At 64.5% G+C, this 23,506-nt stretch carries 26 protein-coding genes; 13 read left to right on the forward strand and 13 right to left on the reverse strand.

Features of this window, described 5'->3' with window-relative positions; genetic code table 11:
* The first annotated feature begins 118 nt into the window (after positions 1-118).
* Genes EV663_RS07320 through EV663_RS07340 form a run of 5 tightly spaced genes read left to right on the forward strand, consistent with a single transcriptional unit; the run spans position 119 to position 3,141 of the window.
* Entirely contained in the window at positions 119-646 is a 528-nt protein-coding gene (locus EV663_RS07320; protein ID WP_132951141.1) for an LPP20 family lipoprotein, read from the forward strand.
* A 4-nt stretch (positions 647-650) separates the two neighbouring features.
* Positions 651-1,754, forward strand: coding sequence for a hypothetical protein (locus EV663_RS07325; protein WP_132951142.1), 1,104 nt, complete (start codon positions 651-653; stop codon positions 1,752-1,754).
* A 3-nt stretch (positions 1,755-1,757) separates the two neighbouring features.
* Positions 1,758-2,477, forward strand: a complete 720-nt coding sequence (gene flgA, locus EV663_RS07330; RefSeq protein WP_132951143.1) for a flagellar basal body P-ring formation chaperone FlgA — start codon at positions 1,758-1,760, stop codon at positions 2,475-2,477.
* 38 nt (positions 2,478-2,515) lie between these two features.
* Positions 2,516-2,827 carry a flagellar biosynthesis anti-sigma factor FlgM gene (gene flgM / locus EV663_RS07335; protein ID WP_132951144.1) on the forward strand — a complete coding sequence of 104 codons (312 nt, stop codon included), beginning with the start codon at positions 2,516-2,518 and terminating at the stop codon, positions 2,825-2,827.
* Complete coding sequence (locus EV663_RS07340; RefSeq protein ID WP_132951145.1) at positions 2,824-3,141, forward strand: hypothetical protein; 318 nt, start codon at positions 2,824-2,826, stop codon at positions 3,139-3,141. Before flgM ends, EV663_RS07340 begins: the two co-directional genes overlap by 4 nt.
* An 18-nt stretch (positions 3,142-3,159) precedes the next feature.
* Here the strand turns inward: EV663_RS07340 and EV663_RS07345 are convergent, their stop codons facing one another.
* Both EV663_RS07345 and EV663_RS07350 read right to left on the reverse strand, forming a co-directional pair.
* The gene (locus EV663_RS07345; protein WP_132951146.1) at positions 3,160-3,792 is read right to left on the reverse strand and encodes a sel1 repeat family protein; all 633 of its coding nucleotides are present in this window, start codon (positions 3,790-3,792) and stop codon (positions 3,160-3,162) included.
* Positions 3,789-4,190: a hypothetical protein gene (locus EV663_RS07350; protein ID WP_132951147.1), complete on the reverse strand. Its 402-nt coding sequence runs from the start codon at positions 4,188-4,190 to the stop codon at positions 3,789-3,791. Before EV663_RS07350 ends, EV663_RS07345 begins: the two co-directional genes overlap by 4 nt.
* Positions 4,191-4,336: 146 nt before the next feature.
* Here EV663_RS07350 and EV663_RS15600 point away from each other — a divergent pair, with 146 nt between their 5' ends.
* On the forward strand, positions 4,337-4,507 hold the full coding sequence (locus tag EV663_RS15600) for a hypothetical protein (RefSeq protein WP_165910154.1): 171 nt from the start codon (positions 4,337-4,339) through the stop codon (positions 4,505-4,507).
* Here the strand turns inward: EV663_RS15600 and EV663_RS07355 are convergent.
* The 11 genes from EV663_RS07355 to EV663_RS07405 all read right to left on the reverse strand — a co-directional run bounded on the left by EV663_RS07355 (position 4,482) and on the right by EV663_RS07405 (position 16,160).
* Positions 4,482-4,712, reverse strand: coding sequence for a hypothetical protein (locus EV663_RS07355; protein WP_132951148.1), 231 nt, complete (start codon positions 4,710-4,712; stop codon positions 4,482-4,484). The two genes, EV663_RS15600 and EV663_RS07355, sit on opposite strands and share 26 nt — an antisense overlap.
* Before the next feature lie 5 nt (positions 4,713-4,717).
* On the reverse strand, positions 4,718-5,047 hold the full coding sequence (locus tag EV663_RS07360) for a hypothetical protein (protein WP_132951149.1): 330 nt from the start codon (positions 5,045-5,047) through the stop codon (positions 4,718-4,720).
* Entirely contained in the window at positions 5,047-5,442 is a 396-nt protein-coding gene (locus EV663_RS07365; RefSeq protein ID WP_132951150.1) for a flagellar export chaperone FliS, read from the reverse strand. Before EV663_RS07365 ends, EV663_RS07360 begins: the two co-directional genes overlap by 1 nt.
* Before the next feature lie 62 nt (positions 5,443-5,504).
* Positions 5,505-6,590 (reverse strand): protein-glutamate methylesterase/protein-glutamine glutaminase, encoded by a 1,086-nt coding sequence (locus EV663_RS07370; protein WP_132951151.1) that lies wholly within the window; start codon positions 6,588-6,590, stop codon positions 5,505-5,507.
* A 24-nt stretch (positions 6,591-6,614) separates the two neighbouring features.
* Positions 6,615-10,211 carry an Hpt domain-containing protein gene (locus tag EV663_RS07375; RefSeq protein WP_132951152.1) on the reverse strand — a complete coding sequence of 1,199 codons (3,597 nt, stop codon included), beginning with the start codon at positions 10,209-10,211 and terminating at the stop codon, positions 6,615-6,617.
* 48 nt (positions 10,212-10,259) lie between these two features.
* Positions 10,260-10,667, reverse strand: a complete 408-nt coding sequence (locus tag EV663_RS07380; RefSeq protein WP_132951153.1) for a response regulator — start codon at positions 10,665-10,667, stop codon at positions 10,260-10,262.
* A gap of 71 nt (positions 10,668-10,738) precedes the next feature.
* Positions 10,739-13,024, reverse strand: a complete 2,286-nt coding sequence (locus EV663_RS07385; protein ID WP_132951154.1) for a methyl-accepting chemotaxis protein — start codon at positions 13,022-13,024, stop codon at positions 10,739-10,741.
* Positions 13,025-13,076: 52 nt separating this feature from the next.
* On the reverse strand, positions 13,077-13,664 hold the full coding sequence (locus tag EV663_RS07390) for a chemotaxis protein CheW (protein ID WP_132951155.1): 588 nt from the start codon (positions 13,662-13,664) through the stop codon (positions 13,077-13,079).
* A 39-nt stretch (positions 13,665-13,703) separates the two neighbouring features.
* Positions 13,704-14,516 (reverse strand): CheR family methyltransferase, encoded by an 813-nt coding sequence (locus tag EV663_RS07395; protein WP_132951156.1) that lies wholly within the window; start codon positions 14,514-14,516, stop codon positions 13,704-13,706.
* The gene (locus tag EV663_RS07400; protein ID WP_132951157.1) at positions 14,513-15,730 is read right to left on the reverse strand and encodes a chemotaxis protein CheA; all 1,218 of its coding nucleotides are present in this window, start codon (positions 15,728-15,730) and stop codon (positions 14,513-14,515) included. Before EV663_RS07400 ends, EV663_RS07395 begins: the two co-directional genes overlap by 4 nt.
* Positions 15,731-15,848: 118 nt before the next feature.
* Positions 15,849-16,160: a hypothetical protein gene (locus EV663_RS07405; RefSeq protein ID WP_132951158.1), complete on the reverse strand. Its 312-nt coding sequence runs from the start codon at positions 16,158-16,160 to the stop codon at positions 15,849-15,851.
* A 414-nt stretch (positions 16,161-16,574) separates the two neighbouring features.
* On the opposite strand from EV663_RS07405, the gene EV663_RS07410 reads away from it, so the two are divergent.
* From EV663_RS07410 to EV663_RS07440, 7 genes are read left to right on the forward strand one after another with little or no spacing between them, the layout of a single operon-like run.
* Positions 16,575-17,750: a sigma-54 interaction domain-containing protein gene (locus EV663_RS07410; protein WP_132951159.1), complete on the forward strand. Its 1,176-nt coding sequence runs from the start codon at positions 16,575-16,577 to the stop codon at positions 17,748-17,750.
* 13 nt (positions 17,751-17,763) lie between these two features.
* The gene (fliE, locus tag EV663_RS07415; protein ID WP_132951160.1) at positions 17,764-18,093 is read left to right on the forward strand and encodes a flagellar hook-basal body complex protein FliE; all 330 of its coding nucleotides are present in this window, start codon (positions 17,764-17,766) and stop codon (positions 18,091-18,093) included.
* 37 nt (positions 18,094-18,130) lie between these two features.
* Positions 18,131-19,846, forward strand: a complete 1,716-nt coding sequence (gene fliF / locus EV663_RS07420; RefSeq protein ID WP_132951161.1) for a flagellar basal-body MS-ring/collar protein FliF — start codon at positions 18,131-18,133, stop codon at positions 19,844-19,846.
* A complete protein-coding gene (gene fliG / locus EV663_RS07425) occupies positions 19,846-20,907 on the forward strand; it encodes a flagellar motor switch protein FliG (RefSeq protein ID WP_132951162.1) in 1,062 nt (353 codons plus the stop codon). The genes fliF and fliG overlap by 1 nt, the downstream gene beginning before the upstream one ends.
* Positions 20,904-21,665, forward strand: coding sequence for a FliH/SctL family protein (locus tag EV663_RS07430; RefSeq protein ID WP_132951163.1), 762 nt, complete (start codon positions 20,904-20,906; stop codon positions 21,663-21,665). The genes fliG and EV663_RS07430 overlap by 4 nt, the downstream gene beginning before the upstream one ends.
* Positions 21,662-22,996 (forward strand): FliI/YscN family ATPase, encoded by a 1,335-nt coding sequence (locus EV663_RS07435; protein WP_132951164.1) that lies wholly within the window; start codon positions 21,662-21,664, stop codon positions 22,994-22,996. The genes EV663_RS07430 and EV663_RS07435 overlap by 4 nt, the downstream gene beginning before the upstream one ends.
* A complete protein-coding gene (locus tag EV663_RS07440) occupies positions 22,993-23,412 on the forward strand; it encodes a hypothetical protein (protein WP_132951165.1) in 420 nt (139 codons plus the stop codon). The genes EV663_RS07435 and EV663_RS07440 overlap by 4 nt, the downstream gene beginning before the upstream one ends.
* Positions 23,413-23,506 lie beyond the last annotated feature (94 nt).

Raw genomic sequence — 23,506 nt, forward strand, 5'->3', positions numbered from 1 at the left:
CCGGTGATGCAAACCGCGTGCCAGTCCGCCCGGTTGACGGGCCTGTCGATGGGGCCGGATTGGCATGGCACTTGCAGGCTGTCGCGCAAATCCATCCGCACCCCGCCAAGGAGATCACATGCCCCGTTTTCATAACTTGCTGACGGCCCTGCTATTGCCCGCGCTGGCCGGGTGCATGGCCATGCCCAAATCGGCCAGCGATGCGCTGCCCGCCGATGCCGGCCCCGGCGCGACCCAGCTTGCGCAGGTCAAGGACGATCTTGATGGATTGTCGGTCCAGACCGGCACGCGGCTGCTCAAGACCGACGAGGCCGCCCCCGCGATCCGGGGGCTGGGGTTTTCACAGGTGTCCACGCAACCCGGAAAATCCACGAACGAAAAACGACTGATGGCAATCCGCGCCGCGCGACTGGACGCGATGCGTGACCTGGCCGAGCAGGTCCATGGCATCCGGCTGAGCGGCGAATCCACGCTGCGCGACACGGCGATGCGCAACGATCTACTGTTTGCGCAAGTGCAGGGCGAGATCCGCGGCGCGCGCACGGTGCGCATAACCCCAAAGGATGGCGACACCTTCGAGGTGGTGCTGGAACTCGACGCCGACACGGTTGCCTATATCGTGCGCGCCGCCAAGGGACAGGCGTAATCCCATGTGCCGCCACGTCCGGGGCATCCTGCTGTTCTGTCTTATCGCCTGCGCGACACCCGCCGCACTGGCCTCTTCGGCGGGGCGAGATGGCGCAATCTGGGTCGAGGCGGAGGGATTTGGCACGATCGCTGGCGGCGCGGATAGTGACAGCGCGCGCCGAAACGCGCTGGCCGAGGCGCTGATCGCGGCCGGTCTATCGGGCGGGGTCAAGATGTCCGGCTATACCGCTATTGACAAGGCTGCCGTCACCGCCGACCTGGCAATCCTGCGCGCCTCGGCCGAGATCGTCGAACATCGCGTGATCGCGGCCGAGCGAAGCCATGACACCTGGCGCGTGAAGGTCCGCGCACGCGTTGCCCCACGCCCGCTGGGTGCCTGCCCGGCCCGGCGCCGGCTGGATATCCTGGCCTATGCGCCGGAATTCGTGGTCGCCCCGACCGCGCCGGCCTGGTCGGTTCCGCTGGCGCAAGACATCTGGACAGACCTGCAAACCACGTTGGAGGCACATCCCCGCGCGCGCCTGACGCGCGTCACCGACCGGCCCTATTCCGCCCAGCTTTCGTCGGCACGCGCCGGTTTCGATTACGACACGCTGACACGGGGGGCGGTGCCACGCGGCGGTGGCGAACATGCGCTGCTGACGCGGATAGAGGTTCAGCCCCTGCCACGACGCGAACTCGCACTGTCGATCAGCATGACGCTGCGCGACGCCCGCCGCGACGAGGCCAGCGTCACGATCACCCGTCGCGTGCGTCAGCCGATGCGGGGCGATCTGGGCGCAGCAATCGGGCCCCGCCGCGCAAGCATGGTGCAGGATCTGACGCAGGGGATTGACGCGGCCGCGGCGGGTTTGCTTGACCGAATGGCCTGCCGCGCGCCCGCGGCGCGACTGGAAATTGCGGGCGAGGCGCTGATCGTTCCCTTGGGCAGCGCGAACGGCATCACGAGATCCAGCCTTGGTTTCGTCGAGGGGAATGACCGGTTCGGGGTTCTGGAAATCGTTCGGCTGGACCGCGAACGCACGGTGTTGCGCCCGCTGGACCGCAGCCGCCCCCTTGGTGCGTTTGCCGAGCGGGACGTGACATTTCTCGAAACCGGGGGCTGAGAAATGATGCGCGCCGCCTTGATCGCCGTTCTGCCCCTGATCGTCGCGCCACCCGCCCATGGCGAGGCCACGTTCAGGAACGGGATCGACGGCAAAAGGATGCAAAGTCTGATCGCGGCCGAACTGGAGCTGGCAGGGCTTGCGGGCATCCCCCAGATCGCCGCCTCTCGCCGCTATCCCGGCTGCGACCATGTCCCCCGGATAGCTCCGCGCGATGGCAGTTGGGCAACAGCCGAGATACGATGTAGCGCACCACAATGGACGCGTGCCGTGCGAACCGGCATCCCCCCGGGCGCGCAGCCGCGCGAGGGCGGTGCCCCGGACGCCCCCGCAGGTGGACCCGTCATCGTGATGCGCAAGAGCCTGGGCCGGGGCAGCGTCCTGACAGCCGAAGATATCGCACTGGCCCCAGCCCCCGCCGCCACCCCCCCCACGGCCATCGGCAGCCTCGAAAATGCGATCGGACGACGCCTTTCACAGGCCGTCGGGATCGGTCAGCCGCTTTTGGCACGCCATCTCGACCCCGACTGGCTGGTGGTCGAGGGCGCGCCCGTGGTCATTGCATTGGAACTCGATGGGATCAGCGTCGCCATGTCGGGCACCGCGCTTGAGCCGGGCCAGCGCCACCAGTTGATCAAGGTGCGCAACCTGTCGAGCGGCCGAACCGTTCGGGGCCACGTGACTGATCGGAATAAAATCAGCGTCACAGCTAAAATACGCTGAGAAAGTACCGTTCGAGTCAGCGGAAGAAGGAGAGCGACATGGTCGACAGCCTGGGCCCGATGTCGGGCCGTCCCAAGACTCAGAGGATCGCGAACGATCCAGCCGAAACACCCGGCACCCAAGTGCAACGCGGCCCGGCCGCGTCGCGCGCTGTGCCCGTGACAGCGGGTGATCAGGTCAGCCTCAGCCAGGAGGCGCGTCAACTGCCTGCCGGGCTTGAGGCCGGCCCGCCATTGGACCTGCCCCTGGTCAAGAAGATCAAGGATGCGATAACCGAAGGACGTTATCCGATCAACTATGACCGGATCGCCGATAGCCTGTTCGAAAGCTACCAGGAAATGATGCGATGATCTCGACATCGATCATGCTCGCCGCTGGTGCCGGGGCCTGCGCCTCGGGCCTTGCCGCGGCGCTTGGAGTGCGCCTTTGGCTGCTGCGGTTCGAACAGCGCTTTGGACAGATCGAAAAACGGATGGTCATTGTCAGTTCACAGATGGACGAGCTGACCGAACTGTCGCGCGACCTTGGCCGGATGCGCCCCGATATCGAATGGCTGGCAAACGAATACGTCGTCGATCGCGCCATAGCGATGGTGCAAAACGATTTCGACGAGGACGCGCCCGGCCCGATAACCGATCCCGGCCCCTGCCTGCGGCGCCACTAGGCGCCTGGGCGGCCGGCCTCAGTGTCCACAGCTTTCCGCGCCCGGCCCGGCACACCAGTCAGCGAACAATTCCTGTGCTCGGGCCTGGGCCGCAAGCCGATCCTGGTCGGACAGTTCCAGACCCAGCGCGTCGCGCAGCGCGCGCGCTCCAGCGACGTCAAAGGCCGAGGCGAGCGTCGCCCAGGCCAACGCCTCGACGCGATCGGGCGCCGGTGACAAAGTGATCTGCACGCGCGCAACGCCCAGCATCGCGTCGGCCTTGCCCCCCGCGACATCGGCCTTGAGATCCTCGAAAAGCTGGCCCGCGACATCTGCCACGACTTCTGCCGGCAGGATACGCCCGATCATGTCGGAGAGTGCCACGGCCTCTGGCACGGTGTTCAGACGCGCCCGCCAGGCCCAGTAGAACGCCGCACGATCATTTCGCGGCAGGCCAGCGCCCTTGAGAAAAAGCAGGGCAAGATTGAATTGCGCCGCTCCGTCGCCCTGCTCTGCAAGCGTGCGAAAGCCCATGACCGCGCGCGCTGCATCGCCATCCTGGTAGGCCTCGAGCGCCTCGCGGAATTCCGGCGTGGACTGCGCAGGCGCCGCGCCAGACACAAGCGAGCCGACCACCGCCAAAGACAGGATATGCGGCGCCAGTCTTCTCATTGATCAGCCGTCATGATCAGCTTGAGGCTCAGAAGACGCCGCTTGCGGCCCACGCGGTCGCGTTCGTAAACGATGACGCGCGGACGTAGCGTGTCAGTCAGGCCGACTTCGATCGAGATCGTATCGGGCAACTGGACGCGGTAATCGGCCAGTGTACCCACCGGGTCGAGCGTGAAGCGACCGCGGAAATCCTGGTCAATCCAGCTTCGCGCGAGTGCGCGGCCAAGAATATCGGGCAATAGCCGCTCGACATCGCCGCGGTTGTCCATCTGAACCGGGCCATGGGCCAGGCGCATACGATCCTGGCCTGGCGCGCCCTCATCGACACGCCCAGCCTGGCCGGCGCTGAGTTCTGCCCATGCACGCCCGAGACTGTGCCAGAGATTCATCCGTTCCACGTTCTGCCCTTGCCTGAACCAGCTTCCCTTACGCATAAACGGCAGCTCGCGGCATCATCTTAGCCGCGTGGCACAGCTCTTGCAGGGAACCTGCGGGGAGACTCGATCCCCTCGCAACAGAACCCTAAAGCCACAGGACCACCATCATGTTTACCCTTGTCCGCCGCCTGCGCGCGCGCCACGCCCTGCGCCGGTCCCGCCCGCGGGTCGCGATCGAAATCGTGCATTATCACCCCGACGGCGGCGTTTCGCACAGCCGGCGCGAGATGCTAGACAGGTTCCTGACGCGCCCTATCGCACCGCGTTCCCAGATCTGAGCGCATGGCGGTACGCCGCAAGGCGCCATGCAAACCCCAGCACACAGGCCAGCGCGATTCCGCCACCGATCCAGCCGGACGAGGGCATCAGCCCCGCGATATTCTCTGCCCCCGAGGGCCGCAGGCCGATCAGGGCAATCAGCGTCAACGCCGTCAAGAGATAGGCGCGAAGCCCGCGGCAAGACCGGCAAGGCCCCGATGCCATGACGCTCACTCCGCCTCGGCGCGGCTGTAGACCAGCCGCAGCCTGCGTTCGCGCGCCCGGCCTGCCTCAAGGGCCTGACGGTCCTTTTCCAGGTCTTCGGCAATGCCCCGCAGCATCGCGATCGCATGGCCCAGCACGCGGATATCGGCCTCGGCGGCCTCTTCACTCCAGGTCATCGCACCGACCATTGCAAGCGCATGAGCGCGTAGCGCATGGTCGAGTTCTGCCACCCTGCGCACATCATGCGCGCGGGATGCCTGGCACAACTCGCCTGCCAGGTGGATCAACCTTTCACCGTTGGGACTGATATCTTCGGGAACGATGATGTCGGTCATCATCCGCCGCCTCCGGCACCCGGCGCGATCCCGCGCCAGGCGGCAAGAATTCCCGCGACCGCCTGCGCGGCATTGTCAAGTTCCGTGGTCTGCGCCTTTCGCATCGCAGCCAGAACCTGTTGGCGACAATATTCATACACCCGGAACAGGTCGACCGCCAGTTCGCCACCGACCTCGAAATCGAGGCTGGATTGCAAGATATAAATCGCGGTCAGCGCACGCGTGGTCTGCGCCTCTGGCAAGGGGCTGCCGCCCGAATGCGCCGCAGAGATCACGCGCAATGCCCGTTCCAGTTCGGAAAGGGTCGTGGAAACGATCCGGTGAGGATCATCCACCGGCGGCGCGCTGGCGCTTTCGGTGCGGCGATAGAAACTGCGCGCTGCTGCAATGTGCATTCCAGTCTCCCGGTCGGTAAAGTGGTGCGTTGTCATTGGTAACGGCCCGGTTCGCGAAACTGTTAGCCGTTGCGGGCCGCCGCGACTCCAATCCGCGACAAAAGAAAGGCAGGAACCTGGTCAAGCGGCAAAACCGCCTGTGCCGCGCCGATCGTCACGGCTGCGCCCGGCATCCCGAAGACCACGCTGCTTGCCTCGTCCTGGGCACATGTCCGTCCCCCGGCCTGCCGGATCGCCAGCAATCCCTCGGCCCCGTCCTTGCCCATCCCGGTGAGTAGGGCCGCACGAAGCCCAAGCGAAGGCAGTCGTGCCGCCGAGTGGAACAGCACATCGACGGCGGGACGGGAGTATTTCACCGGCGCCCCCTCGACCAGCCGGACCTTGGGACGCGTTCGCGTCTTTTCCAATGCCATATGGCGCAAACCGCCCGGCGCGATCAGTGCAATACCCGGCACAAGGTCATCACCATCGACCGCCTCGCGCACACCTATCTGACACAGCGAATCCAGCCGTCGCGCGAAAGGCGCGGTAAATCCGGCGGGCATGTGCTGAACCACCAGGATCGGCGGGCAGCCGGCCGGAAACATCGGCAGGATGCGGCTCAGGGCCTCGACGCCACCGGTCGAGCAACCGATGCAGATCAACCCACTTGCCCCGTCATCTGGTGCCGTCAGCGGCTGCGGCTGCGGCCTTGGTGGCGCGGGTATGCCCGGCCTGGCGCACTGGCGCAGCCGGGTCCGGCCCGCGGCGTGGACCCGGTCGCAGATTTCCTGCATCTGCAACGGCCAGCCGTCGGCCAGACCGATCGTGGGCTTGCCGATCACATCGACCGCCCCCGCAGCCAGCGCATCGAGGCTGAGTTGGGTGCCTTGCTGGGTAAGGGACGAGATCATGACCGTCGGCGTTGGCGCCACGGGCATGAAACGACGCAGGAATTCGACCCCATTCATACGCGGCATCTCTACGTCCAACGTGATCACGTCCGGCTCGAGTTCAACCAGCAGATCGCGCGCCTGGTAAGGGTTGGAGGCCTGGCCAACCACCTTGATCCGCCGGTCTTGCGACAGGCCGCGCACAAGTATGTGGCGAACAAGCGCGGAATCATCCACGACGAGCACCCGGACCGGATCAATCGATGTCTTTTCCATGTGGTGTCCCGCCCTGCCCCGCCGTCAAGCCGCCGCCGCGCGCTCGGCCTCGAAAAGGCTCGGCACCGCAAGCGCAAGCCCGACATCGCCGTTGCCCAGCAGAGCACAGCCCGTCATCCCGCGAATACCCGCCAGCGCACCGCGCAGCGGACGGACCAGAACCACCTGTTGCCCCACGAGATCCTCGACCATGATCGCCACGCGGCGCCCGGCGTGACCAACGATCAGGAAAAGCATCTTTTCCGCCCCGGCGCGACGGTCGGCGCCAATGACCGCGAGGGCGCGTTGACGTCGGCTGTCTTGCAGGAATCCGATATCGACGATTTCCTCGTTCCCGAGCTTGAGGATACAGCGATCGCCCTCGGCCGAGATGCGGCTGATCTGGTCAGGATCACAATGCACGATCCGGTGGATCGCATCGGTAGGCACGATATAGCTGACCTCGCCATCGCGCACGACCATGCCTTCCATCACCACCATCGCTACTGGCAGCGTTATCGTCAGCCGCGTACCCGAGCCCGGCAGCAGGCTCTGGCGAATGTCACCGGCCATTGCACCGATGGCCCGGCCAGCCGTCTCCAGCGCCTCGACTGCATGACCTGCGGCCATGTCGTCCTCTATCCCGACACCGATGCTGTCATCCTTGCGATGCACCCATACATGAAGCCGGTGCGGCCCGTCCCCATCCTGGGTCAGGCGCTTTTCAAGCAACGCGCAAAGTGCAGGGTAAAGCCGCGAAAGCACCCGATCATCGACCCGCGTATCCTGCCCGGTCAACGTGACCGCCACCCGCCGCCCAGAGGATCGCGCCACCTTGGCAATATGCTCGGCCAGCGCCTGCAACAGTGCCTCGGCCTCGGCCTGGCCAAGCTCGATCATGTCTTCCTGCAACTGGACCAGTCGACTTTGCAATTGCGATCCGGTCTGCTGCGCCTGGCGCAGCCGATCCATGATGTCGTCCCCGGCTCGCTCAAGCGCACCGCGGATCAGCCGCCAGCTATCGCTTGCGACGATCTCAGCGGGAAGGTTCGCAGCCACCATATCGCCCAGATCCCCTTGCAAGAGGTCCAGCAACACGTTGTGGACACGAGAATGACCGGCGACGATCTCGCCCAGCTCCTCGCGCAGGTTCGAGCCCAGCCCACCCCCCAGGACAAGCCCAGCGCCAGCGGATGCACCCTGTCGCACCCGGCTGCCGCGGTCATAGGGCAGCTCGGTATCGACATGGACAAGCTTGCCCGTCGGGTCGATCCCGCTCAGCGCCTCGCGCAGGGCGGGGTCGCTCATCCGGCTGCATAGCAAGAAATCGAACAACACCTTTTCGCCGACAAAGACCGTGACCGACGTAATCAGCCGGGCCTGTCCGCTTTCAAGCCATTGCAGGAAAGCCTGCGCGACATCCTCGCGATCGTTGAAATCGGTTCGGACGATAAAGAAATTCTGTCCCAGGTCCATTGCCCGGCTGGCTGCCTTGACGCTTTCGGGCGAGAGCACCCGATGGAACGAGTCCGGCAGGCCTAGGCGTTCCTCCACCGCCGCCGCGGTCGGTGCGTTCGTGATCACGAAGGTCGCGCGCGAGGCCTCGTCGAACAACCTTTCCAGCCCCTCGGTATCGGGCGTCTCGCCCGCGTCGATGGCATCGAACACAACCTCAAGCAGATCAACGAAACTGCGCGCGATGTGCAATAGCACCGTGTCAGGGCCGATCTGGCCGGTCGGTGCCCGGTCGAACAGGTCGAACAAAGACATCGCGAGATAGGCGGCGGTCTCTATCTGGTAATGGCGACAGGCATGGTTGATGCGCCGCAACAGACGCGTCAGCCTGGCAATGTTGGCCTCTATATCGCGACGCGCGCGCAGATCATCGATCAGTTCCGAGGTTTCCATCAAGGTGGCATAGGCGTTTTCCGCACACCAAGTCCGCAGGAAAGAGAGCGGTTGCAGCGCGAGGCCGTCCAACGCCTCGCCAAAGGCATTTTCAAGCGTCACGAGCTGTTCGTAGAGATCAAGCTCTGCATCGCGGAAATCGCGCTGGGTCTGCACGATGCCAAAACGCGTCGCGACATCGGCCACACCGCCAAACCCGGCGGCGCGCGCGTCCTGAACGATCCGTTCGGCGGCAATCGCGATCTCTTCGGGCGAAACCATCGCTGCCTCGCCCAACCGCTCGCCAAGAGCGGCGAGCTCTGCAAGCGGCCCTTCCAGCCCCTCTAGAAAATCGCGCGCCTCTCGCGCACGGCCACAGATCGCAGAACCGTCAGCTTCATCACTCTGGGCGTGAGATGCAACGGCGAAACTTTCCGCCGGGGCCGAGGTTTCGCAGGGTCCGGCCCCTGCCGCGCATGCGTCTGGCGCGGCGGGCGCCTGACCCTCTATATCCTCGGCGAACCGCTGCGACAGCCGATCCAGCATAAGGTCAAGATCGGCACCTTCGGGCTTGTCCATCCCGGCAAAGTCGTCCACGGCCTCGGTCCAGGCCGACAGCCCCATCTGTCCAGCGGCATTGCGCAGGCGTCCCGCCCGCTGTTTCACGCGCATGACATGAGCAGCAGGCTCGTTCGTGAACTCGTCGCGGGTCTGTCGCAACTCGTCGAGTGTTTCGCGCGCGATCTTGATAAAGATCCGGCGATAGGTTGGATCGTCCAGCGACGCGCCCAGCGTCCTCGCGCCCTCGGCGGGTGCGACACCGGGCCGGGTTTCGGCCCCTGGTTCGGGCGCGGGGGCCGGTCCGACGGGGACGGGTTGCAAGGCGGGTGCGGATGGCGTGGCATCGCCATCCAGGTCTATGGCGCGGCAACGTTCCAGCGCGGCGATCATGTGCTCGGCGCCGGCCGTGTCGTGTTCCGGGGCATCGAGATAGCCATCGATGGCTGAAATCCAGTCCGTCAACCCGACCTTGGCCGCACCATTGCGCAGCTTGGCCGCATCCTCGCGCAACAGTTCAAGGGCCTGATCGGCGTCGGAATGCAACAGCGCGCGGTGAGCGGTCATCGCGTCAAGCGTCTTGCGTGCCATCTTTTCGAAAACCCGCCTGAAGGTCGGATCATCGAACAGCCGGGCGGTGCGCTCTTGATCGGGAACGGGGGGCTCGGCCGTGACGGCCGGGCATGTCGGTTCCGGGCTCGTGGGATCTTCCTGCCCGGAATGTTGCATGGCGTTGTCCTCGTCATGCGATGCGCGCGTTTGCGGTGCGCGTTCGTCTGCGTCGGGCTGCGGGGTCATGCAGTCGGCGATCTTGGCCTTGAGCCGGGCAAGCAGATCCTCGGTTTCCGCCGGATCGGCATCGCGACGTTCTTCGGCAGCGAATTCCAGCATCAGGCGCAGTTCGTCCGAGACCTCGATCAACAGGTCGAGGATTTCCTCGTCCAACGCCACACCGTCGTCGCGCACCAGCCCGATGAGGTCTTCGGCGACATGGGCGCGGCTTTCGATCGTGGCCAGTCCCAGAACGCGCGCATTACCCTTGAACGTATGGATTCCACGGAACAGCGCCGAGATCGTTTCGCCCCCGGCAGATTCCGCATCCTGCCGCAACGCCATCAGCGCGGCCTCGACCGCGTCAAGCGCCTGTCCCCCGTCATCTGCGAACAGGGCCCAGATTTCATCCATCTCGTCGGACATTGCTGCGTCTCCCTTGCGCGGCGAACCGCTTTGCCAGGCGTGGCCCGATCAGGCCGCGCCAACCAGCTTGCGCATCGTTTCGGCCAGTTCCACGCCGGCCTTTTCCTCAAGATCGTGCGACACCGTCCCCGAAGGTTTGGCCACGACCGCATCGGCCCCAAGTTCACGCACCTTGGCTGCATGCTTTGAGCCGCTGACCGCAACCGAGGACAGCACGCAGATTTTGGCGCTGGTATTCGGGCGGGCATGGCGGAGGAATTCCAGCCCGTCCATTACGGGCATCTCGATATCGAGAAGCACCAGATCGATGTCGGGATTTTCCAGAAGTTTTTCCAGCGCTTCCTCGCCGTTCGCGGCCTGGGCGGCCACCTTGAACCCCTTCTGGGAGTTGATGAAACTCGAGATGTAAAGACGCATCATCGCCGCGTCATCAACGATCATCACCTTGTAAGCCATGGGTTTTCTCCTTGGATGAAACCTGCGTTGTGATGCCGGGCCGCCACGGGGCAACGGCCCGGCCTGACGGATCAGAACCCGCCGTAGCCGCGTTCGTCATGATCGAGCGGGATACGATCCTGTGGCCGCTGCGCGCCGTTGACCTGGACCTTTGCCCGAGGTGCGGCATTGCCGTTCACCGGTGCGGCGCGCAAATCGGGACGGGCCTCTGCCAGAACCCGGATCGACGCACCAGTGCCCACGGCAGATGCACCCGCGGCCTCGTTGGCGGTCTCTGCCAACATGTTTGCCCGCTCGCCGCTCAGGCGGAAACTGCGCACCTGATCGAGCATCGAATCGGTCGATTTCGACAATTCCTCGGCGGTCGCGGCCAGTTCCTCGGATTGCTGGCTGGTTTCCTGCGCGGTCTTCGACACCTCGCCGATCGCGGTATTGATTTGCGAGACGCCACGGGCCTGCTCCTCGCTGGCCGCCGCGATCTCGGCGACAAGGTCTTTCATGCGCGCAACGTCATCAGCGACGCTCTGGAAGGACCGAGAGGCCAGCGCGGCGATCTCGACACCGTTATTCACACGCTGGGCCGATCCTTCGATCAGGTCAGAGGTTTCCTTGGCCGCCTTGGCAGAACGCCCGGCAAGGTTGCGCACTTCCTGCGCGACCACCGCGAAGCCGCGCCCATGCTGACCGGCACGGGCTGCCTCGACTGCGGCGTTCAGCGCCAAAAGGTTGGTCTGGAAGGCAATATCGTCGATCACCTTGATGATCTTTGCGATATCCTGTGACGCGGATGAAATCTGGTCCATCGCCACAACCATTTCCTCGATCTTCTTCTTGCCTTCGGTTGCCACCTCTGTGGTGTTGTTGACCAGGCTGTTGGCCTCGCGCGCGGATTCGGCATTGGCCTTGACCTGGCTGTCGGTTTCCTCGACCGACGAGGATACTTCCTCGACCGAGGACGACTGGATCTCGGAGTTCGAGGCCGTTGCCTGGGCCGCGTCGCTGAGTTGCCCGGCCACCTCGCCGGCCTGTTCTGCCGAGGCGCGGATGTTGCGCAGCGCGTCCTCGATAAAGTTCAGGATGTCATCGACCGATTGCGTAGACTGGCCGATCTCGTCGCGCGTGCCGATCCCCACGCGCACGCTCAGATCGCGCGTCTCGCTGATTCGGGCCAGACCGGCCTGCATCGCCTTGAGCGGCTTCACGATGCCGCGGGCAAACAACAGCCCGATCAACGCCACGATCAGGGAAATTGCCGTCACGATGGCAAGGATGACATTGCGCATGGCGACCGCGGGCGCATGTATCTCGGCCATGTCCATCTCGGCGATCACCGCCCAGTTGTAACCGAATACATCAAGCGGCCGATAGGCGGCCAGCGTTTCGTGATCGCGGTAGTTCACCGTCCGCATGACACCGGTCCGACCCTCGACGGCGTTGCGCACGGCTTCGGTCTCGACCCTGCGTTTCAGGGCTGTTTCTTCCCAGGACTGCCCGCCATGGCGCAGGTTGGTGCGCATCAGGTAGTCGCCACCGACAAGATAGATGTCGCCGGTTTCGCCCAGCCCATCATTGGAGTCGGTCATGTCCTCGAACACGGCTAGAGAGATCTGAAAGATCAGCGTTCCAACGGGCTTGCCGGCGGCATCGTACACCGCGCGCCCGACAAAGGCCGAGGGCAATCCGCCGCTGGGCGCGTATTCGGCGAAATAGTCAAAGATCGGATCGGCATCGGGCTTGGCCGACATCGCGGCCCGGAACGTCCGTCCAAGCCCCGTATCGGCCCATTCGCCGGTTTTCACGTTGGTCGCGAAATCCCGTTCCTTGGTGACCGTGTAGACAACATTGCCATCGGCATCGATCAGGAACATGTCATGGAATCCGCGACGTTCGATGATCTCGCGGAAACGCATATGCGAACGGGCGTGGACGCTTGCATAGGCACTGTCCTCGGCGGGGTTCACCAGCTTTGCGCGATCTTCTGCCGCATAGGGGTTTTCATCGACGAAGACACGGCGAAGTTCACGCTTGGAAATTTCCGGGTCGGCACCGCCAAAGGTAGTAGTATCCATGCCCAGGGCCTTGAACCCGGCAGAAAAGTCCCGGATGGCAGCATTCATGCCAGTATCAAGGGACAGGATCACCACCTCGTCCTGCAATGATTTGAAATAGCGGGCGAATTCATCCGCCGGTGCGCCAGAGATCGCGATCAGAGCCTGGCTTTCCTTATGGAACATGGCGCTCTGGATTCGGTTATAGGCGATCCAGCCCGTCGCGGTTGCCGCGGCAAAGCTGAGACCCGCGATGACAAGCGGCAATTTTCTTGCGATTGGGATGTTACGGAAGGTCGAAACGATCATGTTGGGGGTCCTTTCGGTCGCGGCGACACGTCACCGCCGGTTTGGGAAAAGCTCAGGCAATCGCCGCCAGCCCGGTTTCACGGGCCGCATCCCCGGTCGGAGGGACGGCGTCGGCACCGGCCAGGGCGGTTGCGGCCCGTTTCACCGGGTCTGCGTTGCTTTGCATCAGGTTCTGAACGTCGATCAGGATCGCCACCTGATCGCCATGCCGGCCCAGTCCGCGGGTGATCGGCAGCGCCGTGCTGTCGCGCCCCTTGGGGGCAGGATCGACGCAATCCTCGGGAATTTCACGCACGTCGCGCACCCCGTCGACCACCAGCCCGATGGGCGCGTCGCCCACCTCGAGCACGACGATCACCGTGCGCGAGTCATGCGCGCGCTCTGCCATGCCGAACCTCAGCCGCACATCCATCACCGGAATGACGTTGCCGCGCAGGTTGATCACGCCCTTGATGAAATCGGGCACGTCGGGCACGGACATGATCCGTTGAAGGCCGACGATCTCGGTCACGTATTCGATGCCGACCCCGTATTCCTCATCCTCGACGATAAAGATCAGGTACATGTCACGGATCGAATTCTCGTCGCTTGCGAGGTCGGATGCGGCCGGTTCAGGGTCAAGTTCTGTGAAATCGGTCATTGGCGGGCTCCTTTCATGGATACGGACAAGAACGCACGCCTAGCCCGGCTTGCGGTAAACGCCGGTGCTGACGGGTTGCCAGTCTGTCTTGAGGTCACGAACGGACTCGGTGACGCTGGTCAGCAGCCAGCCCCCGGGAACCGTCACCTGGTAAAGCGCCATCAGGATCTGGCGCTGCGTGTCGCGATCGAAATAATAGAGAATGTTACGGCAAAAGATCGTGTGGAACTGTTTCTGAAACGGGTAGGGCAGCGCCTTGAGGTTCATCCGCCGAAACGTGCAGATCCTGCGCAACCCCTGGGCCACCTGGTATTGCTGCATCCCCACCGGCGAAAAATAACGCGCCCGCAGGTCGGCTGGCAGCTTGCCAAGATGGCTGGGGCCATAGACGCCGGTCTCTGACTGCGCGACAACGGGCGCCGAGATATCGGTGCCCAGGATGGCCAGCTTTTTCTGCGCCGCCGTCATCCCCATGGCCTCGGCCGCGATGATTGCAAGCGTGTAGGCCTCGTCACCCGTGGAAGAGGCCGCGCTCCAGATGCGGATGTCGTCGTGCACAGCCAGCGAGGGCAGGATTTCGTCGCGAAACACGTCGAGGATTTGCTGTTCCCGGAAAAAGAACGTGTGGTTGGTCGAGGCGGCATGGGTCGTTGCAAGACGCACACCGTTATCGGCCTTTTCGACCAGGCGCCGGGCAAGCTCGTCGTAATCGGAAATCTCGCACTGGCGCAGGACGCGGTCCATACGCTGGCGGAACAGGTCGAACTTGCGGTCCGGATAATGGATGCCGCAGCTTTCGCGCAACCAGTCGCGCACGGTTCGAAGGGAGTCGACATCAGCCACCCCGGTCATCGCTGTTCTCCTTCGTGCAGCCGCTCGGGATCAAGGATCATCGCGATATCGCCCGTTCCCAGAAGCGCGCAGCCCAGCGTGCCGCGCATCGACCGGAGCGGCCCGGTCAGCGGTTTCATCACCACCTGTTGCTGGTCCAGCAATTCGTCGACCGGCAAGCCCACGGGACCGCGCGCAGTGCCCAGCACCACCACCACCGAACGCTCCAGCGCCCCAACCGGTCCTGCCTCGTCGAACAGCGTTTCCAACCGTCGGACCGGGATCAGCTTGTCGCGTACCGTCAAAACCTCGGCGCCGTCGGCGGCAGATATATGTTGAACCGCCTCGTTGCGCGGGCGAAACACCTCTTGGATCGTGTCGATGGGCGCGGCGTAAAGGCGGGCGCCCAGGCGCATGATCATGCAATCCAGAAACGCCAGGCTGACCGGGATCGACAGCACCACGTCGGCGCCCCTGCCCGGCCGGCTGGTCACGCTGATCCGACCGCGCAATTCCCGCATGGTCGCGTTCAGCACATCCATACCGACGCCGCGGCCCGAAACCTCGGTCACCGCCTCGGCAGTGGAAAAGCCCGGCTCGAAAATCACTTTCCAGAGTTGGTCGTCGGAGGGGGTCTCGCCCTCGGGGATCAGGCCACGCTGACGCGCGCGTGCAAGGATCTTGTCGCGGTTCAGCCCCCGTCCATCGTCGCGCACACGGATCTGGACATCCTGCCCGACCTGGCGCGCGGACAGCTCGATGCGGCCGGTTTCGGGCTTGCCCGCTGCCTTGCGCTCGTCGGGACGTTCCAGCCCGTGATCGGCGGCATTGCGCAGCACGTGTACCAGCGGTTCGTACAACCGGTCCGCCACCACCTTGTCGATGGCGGTCTGCTCGCCATCAAGCGCAAGCTCGATCTTCTTGCCGGTGGCCCTTTCCAGTTCGCGCACCATCCGGCGCAGCCGCCGAAAGGTTTCCGCGACTTCGACCAGCCGCAATTCCAATGCCGAATCCTGCACCTCGCGCAAGATCTTGCGCAGCCGGTGCATCGCCATCTCGACGCCTTCGATCTCTTCCAGGCGCGGACCGGCGGCATGTTCAAGTTCGGCAAGTCCCAGCGACAGCTCGGCGACCTGGGCCATGACCCGGTTCACCTTGTCGGAAGATACGCGCAGCATCGCCGCGCCTTGGCGCGTCTCGGGCAGAGGCGCGGAAGCTGTTTCGCTGACCGACATCTGTCAACCTCGTTCGGGCCGGGGCATGGCCCGCGGGGAGTGCAGTTGAATGTTCAAGGCAGGTGATCCGGAATGACGAGGCTCGGACCACGTTCTGCAAGGAACGCGCCAAGCGCGTTCAGGCCGCGTCCTCATCGTCGGTGCCGTCGAAATTAAAGATGCAAACGCCGTCAAACCCGGTGGACTTGAACAGGAAGGTCCGCTTCATCGTGTCCACGAAGTCACCGTATTTCTTTTCGAACATCTTCATCTCGTTCAGGCCCGAAAAGAATATGTTGACCGATATGTCGCCTTCCTTGCCGATGAGGATCGTCAGGCCGGACAACTTGCATTCGGGGATCGCCGCCCCAAGCGTGTCGGTCATGAAGGGCGCTGCGATCTGGGCAGCATCAAGGTCTGGAAATCTCAAGTGATAGGTTTTCGACAGCATGACGCCTCCCAATCTTACGCACAAATACGACCCAAAGGGTATCGAAGGTGACAGACGACCCGGCCCGGCGAAATGTTAGAAAATCCTGGGTGTTTTTTCGTCTGACGCGGGCCATTTTCATCAAACCGGTCCGCTATCGGCCAAAACGTCAAATTTCCGACGCCCAAAGCGCCGGAAAACCGTCACCTGTCTGCTTTTACGACACCTGAACCGGACGAATGCGCCAATGCGAAACACGGTGCCGGGATTGGCGGAAAAACCCGACATGTCGGTGGAAAACCCGACCACAGTTAAAAACCCGCGGTTCGGATGCGGACCTGTCCACATGGGCAAATAAATCGGGCCAGGCGAACGGAATTGGCACGCTTCCTGCCTTCTTGGGGCTGATACGTGAATCCCGCCAAGGAGCCGACCATGTCCGATATCCTGCTGCTGTCGCCGAATTTCGTGCGTGCCGATGGCCTTGCCGATCTACTGACCCGGCGCCGCTGTGCCTGCACCGTCGTGGACCGCATCGAGGACCGAAAAGCGGCCATCCTGGTCTGCGCGCAAGCCCAAGAGGCGGCGCTGGGCGCACGCGAACTTGTCGAGGCGGCGCGCAGCACTGGGGCACGGCAATTGGTCATCGTCGGCGACAGCCCTCTGGATGCCGGACCGGCACCGCGGATCACCACCGAACTTGGCGGGCGCCTCGTGCGCGTGGGGCTGCCGGCTCCGGCATTGGTCCCGCACATGCTGCGCGATGGTGGGCTGATGATGCTTGCTGACATGCTGGCTGCACAGATCCAGCCCATGGTGGCCGCCGCCGCCCAAACCGGTCGGCTGATCGACATGGCAAGCCGGGTGGCAAGAACCGATGTCACCGTGTTCATCAACGGACCGACAGGCACCGGCAAGGAAGTGCTGGGCCGGCTGATCCACGCCCACTCGCCCCGCGCAGAGGCGCCGTTTATCGCGATCAATTGCGCCGCCATCCCCGGCAACATGCTGGAGGCAATGCTGTTCGGGCATGAAAAGGGCGCCTTTACCGGGGCCTCGGCCGCCAACAAGGGCCTGATCCGCGCGGCGGAGGGCGGCACGCTGATGCTGGACGAGGTAACGGAAATGTCGCTGGAATTGCAGGCCAAACTGTTGCGGGTACTTCAAGAGAAAACGGTTACGCCGCTGGGGGCACAGAAGGAACAGAAGGTCGATATCCGCGTCGTCGCCACCTCGAACCGCGACATGATGGAGGCCGTGCGCGAGGGCAGCTTCCGCGAGGACCTTTATTATCGGCTCAACGTTTTCCCGCTTTCCACCCAGGCGCTGAGACAACGGCGCGAGGACATCCCGGCCCTTGCTGCCGCCATGGTACGCCGTCATTGCCCCGAAGGTGTCCCCCTGCCCGCGCTGATGCCCGACGCGATCGACACGCTGGTCAGCCATGACTGGCCGGGAAACGTGCGCGAACTGGAAAACGTCATCCAGCGCGCGCTTGTGTTGCACGATAATGGCCAGATCCGTGCCGATGACATCATGATCGTGGGCTATGACGGGCTTGAGATGCATCCCGGCGCAGCCCTTGGCGCGCTGAACGCGCAGGCCGCCTGAGCCGGAGCCCCGCATGAGCATTTCCGGACCCACCGGCGGCGCGGGCCTCTCTCTGGCCGCGCTTCAGGCCCAGAACGACACGCGCGCCGCGGCTCCCAGGGCCGCCGATGCGGCCACCGAGGCGCCCAGTTTCGCGCAACGGCTGGGCCAGGCGGTCGACCAGGTCGCACAGGCACAGCAGACGGCGTCGCAATCGGCCAGCGACTTCGAGGCCGGCCGCACCGACGACCTTGCCCGCGTAATGGTGGATCAACAGGTCGCCTCGCTGGGGTTCGAACTGACCTTGCAGGTCCGAAACAAGGCGCTGACCGCCTATCGCGACATCATGAACATGCCGGTCTGACCCGGCCCAGACACACAGACCGACAGGGCATCAAAGAATGAGCAGCACCCCCAATACCCCGGTTCCCAGAGGATCCTCGGCATTGATGGCCCGTGGCACCAGCCTCGTGGCGCAACTGCGTGGGTTGAGCGCGCAGCCGGGCCTGCGCCGGGCAATGCCCGCGATCGCACTGGTTTTGTCGGCGGCGGCCGCGCTGGGCCTGTACCTGATGCTGGCCCAACCCGCACAGATGACGCTTGCCCCGAACCTGCCCGAGGCCGAGAAGGGCCGCGCGCTCGACCTGCTGACGGCGGGCGGGATCGCGGCGAGCCTCGACCCGGCCACCGGCGCGCTGAGGGTCGCCACCACCGATTACCACCGCGCGCGCATGATGCTGGCAAGCGAGGGTCTACCCCAGGCGCTGGGCGCCGCCGGCCCCTCGCCGCTTGCAGATATGCCGCTGGGTGCCAGCCGATCCGTCGAAAGCGCAAGACTGCGCCAGTTGCACGAACACGACCTCGCGCGGTCGATCATGGAAATCGAGGCGATCCATGCCGCGCGTGTTCACCTCGCCCTGCCCGAGCGCACGGCCTTCATCCGCGAACAGGTGCCCCCGCGCGCCTCGGTATTTGTCCAGCTTGCGCCGGGGCGGGCGCTGGACGAGGCGCAGGTGCGCGCCATCGTCAGCCTCGTCAGCGCCTCCGTCACCGGGCTGACGCAGGGAAATGTCTCTGTCGTCGACCAGAGCGGACGGCTGTTGTCGATGTCGGGTGATGATCCAGTTGCCTTCATGACCGACCAGCAGACGCGCCACAGGATGCGCATGGAGGGTCTTTACCGCAACCGTATCGAGGCGCTGTTGACCCCGATCGTAGGGCTGGGAAACGCCGCGGTCGAGGTTACGCTCGACATGGATTTCACACGCTCCGAGATCACCCGCGAACAGTATGATCCAGACAGCGGCGTATTGCGCAGCGAGCGCGCGGAAAGCGACGAAAACACCCGCACAGAGGCACGGGGTATACCCGGCGCCGTCGCCAACACGCCCCCCGCACAGCCACAACTGGCCCCGGCAGAGACGGACGAGGAGGGCGCGGCCAGTCCGCCTCCGGCGGAGTCCAATCCGAACCAGGGCAGACGCAGCAGCTCTTTCACCCGAAATTACGAACTGAACCGGCAAGTCGAGACGATCCGTCCCTCGGGGGCACAGCTACGTAAGATCCACGCAGCCATCGTGCTGAGTGCCCCCGTAGGCGCAAATGGCGCCGAGACGCTATCGGCCGAGACACTGGCCGATGTCGAACGGCTGATCCGTACCGCCATCGGCTTTGATGCCGAACGCGGCGACACGGTAACGGTCACGAGTCATCCGTTCCGTGACCTGTTTCCCGATGTCGCGCAGCCCTGGCATACCCAGCCCTGGCTGCAAGCGGTGGCAAGACAGGCAGCGCAGATCGCCATCGTCGCCATCGTGATCCTCGGGATCATGCGTCCGATCCTGTCGCGCGTTCTGCCGCCCGCCCCAGGCCAGGCGCTGTCAAGCCCCGCCCTGGCTGGCCTCGGCACGGGGGGCGCGGTCGAGGTTGCCGAGGGCGATAGCCTGGCCGAGTTGCGCCGCCGTCTCAGTCGCCCGCTCGATCCCGACGATTTCGACGGGGCCTTCACCTACGAAGAGAAAGTCATGCTGGCGCGCCGCCTGGCGCAAAACGACACGGACCGCATCGCAAGCGCCTTTCGCACGATGATTTCCTCTGAACGAGAAATGGTGCGCTGATGCCGCTTCCTGCCCGGACCACGCCGACCGCCCCCGCCGCACCTCTGCCCGGCAGCCTGACCTTCGAACGGCTGACCGGCCCACAGAAGGTGGGTATCCTGATGACACTGTTCGGCGAGGAATGTGCCGCCGAAGTGCTTAAACGCATCTCGCCGCGGGAGGTGCAGGAACTGGGCACCGCGATGTATTCGGTTGCCGGCGTTGATCACGAAACCGTGGACAAGGTACTGGACGAGTTCCTTGACCTGATGCGCCGCCAGACCGCCGTCGGGGTCGGCACCGCGGCCTATCTTGGCAACATGATGTCGCGCGCGCTGGGCGAGGACCGGGCGCAATCGGTTCTTGGCCGGATCACGCGGCAGGGCGCGGAGCGTCCGATCGAGATCCTCGACTGGATGGACCCGCCATCGTTGCTCAAGCTGATCGAGGACGAACATCCCCAGATCATCGCGACAGTGATCGCGGCAATGGATTGCGACCAGGCCGCGAAAGTCCTGTTGCTGCTGCCCCCCGAACAGCAGCCCGATATCGTCTTTAGAATCTCGCGGCTGAATGATGTCGAGCCAAGCGCCCTTGAAGAGTTAGAACGCGTCCTGCACGGCAAGTTCAAGCAGAACACTACCCTGCGCTCGTCGCAGATCGGTGGCATCAAGGCAGCCGCCCGGATCATCAACCACACCAAGCAGGCCGACGAACAACGCATCCTCAAGGAGGTGCGCAGGCTGGACCGCGATCTGACCCAGGATATCCTCGAAAACATGTTCGTTTTCGAAAACCTGGTGAAATCGGACGACCGGGCCTTGCAAACCCTGCTGCGCGAGGTCGCCCAGGACCGCCTGGTGCTGGCGCTGAAGGGTGCGGATGAAACGCTTTGCAACCGGCTTCTCAGCTGCGTGTCGTCGCGCGCCGCGGCCAATATCCGTGACGAGATGGAGGCGCTGGGCCCGGTCAAGCTGAGCGAGGTGCAGACCGCACAGCGTGAAATCACGAATGTCGCCCGGCGTCTTGCCGATGAGGGCAAGATCGTCCTGGCCGGGCGCGGAGGGGAGGAACTGATATGAATCCGCAAGACCTTCACGGCCAAGAGCCTGCAACTCGCCGACTGAGCCATGACGATATCATCGCGCTGGTGCGCGAGGCGCAAAAACGTGGTTTCTCGCCCGAAACGCCCATCCGCGCCCAGCCCGATGGGGTTGAGTTTCACCGGGCCGACCCGCTGGCCCGCGCCGATCAGGACACAGCCGCGCATCCTGTTTCCCCCGCGCCGCCGCCCGAGCCCGAACCGGCGATCGGTTCGGCCGAGATCGATGCCGCGCGCGAGGCCGCCTACCTTGAGGGGCTGGCGGCAGGTCGCGCCGAGGCACAGCAGGCCGCCCGTGCAGAAGGCGAACGGATCGGCCATGCCGCCGCGCGTGCCGAAATCGAGGCCGAACTGGCCGACGCAAGGCAGGTCTTTGCCGCCGCGCTGGCGCGACTGACCCATGCCGATTGCCATGTGATCGAGGGTCTGACCACTCAGATTGCAGAGGCCGTCTGTCGCCTTGCAAGCGCGCGCGCGGGCCATGTAATCGACGATCTGCCCGAGGGCCTCTATCGCCGCGTCATCGATCTAGCCGATCAGATCACGCAAGGGCTACGCGGTGCAACGATCCGACTCAACCCCGCCGACCGGGCGGCCCTGATGCGGTATCTCGATGGCGCGGGTGATATCGCGCCCGAACAGTTATGCGCCGACGATACACTGGCACGCGGCGATATCGAAATCCGCGCAGATAGCGTCCGCCTGCGTGACACCGTGCTGCGGGAGGCCGCGGAATGAATGCCGTACTCCAGTCGCTCGGCGACAGCCTCGGCGCGATGTCGGACCGTGGGCACCTGGCCATCGAGGGACGCGCGCTGCGCTATGACGGGTTGGTGCTGGAAGGGTCGGGTTTTCCCGCCAGCCCCGGCGCGATCTGCGAGGTTGCGACCGAAAGCGGCCCGCCTGCGCGGGCAGAGGTTGTCGGCTTTTCGGATGGGCGTACATTGCTGTTCCTGGATCATCCGGGGGCGGAAATCCGGGCCGGAGCCCGAATCCGCGTCATTGCCCGTGGCCACCATGCCGAAACCGGCGATGCCCTTCTGGGCCGGGTAATCGACGCCGACGGCCGGCCTCTGGACGAGGGGGCAGCAATCGGGGCGACGGGCCGCTGGCCGCTGGCCGGGCAACAGACCAACCCGCTGATCCGTCAGCCGGTCGATCATCCGCTTGACGTAGGCGTGCGCGCGATCAACGCCGCGCTCACCGTGGGCCGGGGCCAGCGGATCGGCATCATCGCCGGCTCCGGGGTCGGCAAGTCGGTGCTGATCGAGATGATGACGCACAACACCGATGCAGACGTGATCGTCGTTGGCCTGATCGGCGAACGGGCACGCGAGGTCGGCGCCTTCGTGCGCGCCGTAATGGCCGACGACAATGCGCGCCGTGTTTGCACCGTGGCCACCCCCGCGGACCGCTCGCCGCTGCAACGGCTGCGCGCCGCGCACCGTGCCACGGCAATTGCCGAAGCATTTCGCGCCGAAGGACGGCAGGTTCTCTTGATACTCGATTCATTGACCCGCGTGGCCCATGCACGGCGCGAAGTGGGCCTTGCCCTGGGCGAACAGCCAACCGCAAAAGGCTATACCCCTTCGGTGATCTCGCTGATCCCCGCCCTGATCGAACGAGCAGGGCCGGGCCTGCCCGGCGAGGGGTCAATCACCGCCTTTTATACCATCCTGGCCGATGGCGACGATACCAACGACCCGGTCGTCGATTCAGCCCGTGCGATCCTTGACGGGCACCTCGTGCTGTCGCGCAAACTGGCACAGATGGGGATGTATCCCGCCATCGACATCCCGCAATCGGTCAGTCGGGTGATGAACGACATCGTTTCGTCCGAACACAAGGCCGCCGCGCGTCAATTGCGGCGGATGATTTCGATTTATATGGATAACCGTGACCTGATGCTGATGGGAGGCTACACGCCCGGTCAGGACGCCGAACTGGACCGCGCCGTGCGGCTTTGGCCCAGGATCACCGAATTCCTGGGCCAGGACATGGCCGAACCATCCAGCCTGGATAACAGCATCGCCGCCCTTCTGGCCCTCGAAAACGAGGAAAGCGCGTGAAACGAAGGGCAGAATTGCTTGCGCTGCTGGCCCGGCGCGAACAGGTCCGCCTGTCGCATGCTGCGCTGCGCCTTCGCGCTGCCGAACAGGCAGAACAAGAAGCGGCAGAGCGTATCGCCCATGTCGAGAGACTTCTTGGCGAAAAGCGCAGCGCGATCGGCGATACGACCTGTCCAGCGCAATTGCGCGCGCTGCTGATCTTTGGCACGGCGCTGGTCGCACATGAAACCGACTGCCGCATCCGCGGCCAGTCGCTCGCCGCCGCCACCCAGGCCGCTCAGCTTGACCTGGGTTCGGCCGATGCACGTAGCCGCATCGTGGACGACCGCCGCGCAACCACCGCCAGGCAGGTCCGGGCCGAAATCGACGAGTCGACCCATCTCGTGCCATCGCGCCCGACCGCCCGTCGCGTCTGAAGACCGCTTGGCATCGAACTTGCACCCCAGAGCGCAACAGCCCCGCGAGGGCAAGGGACGATCAGAGGACCGGGATGCTCAGGATTTCCATTTG

The sequence above is a fragment of the Rhodovulum bhavnagarense genome (assembly GCF_004343505.1).
GTDB lineage: Bacteria > Pseudomonadota > Alphaproteobacteria > Rhodobacterales > Rhodobacteraceae > Rhodovulum > Rhodovulum bhavnagarense.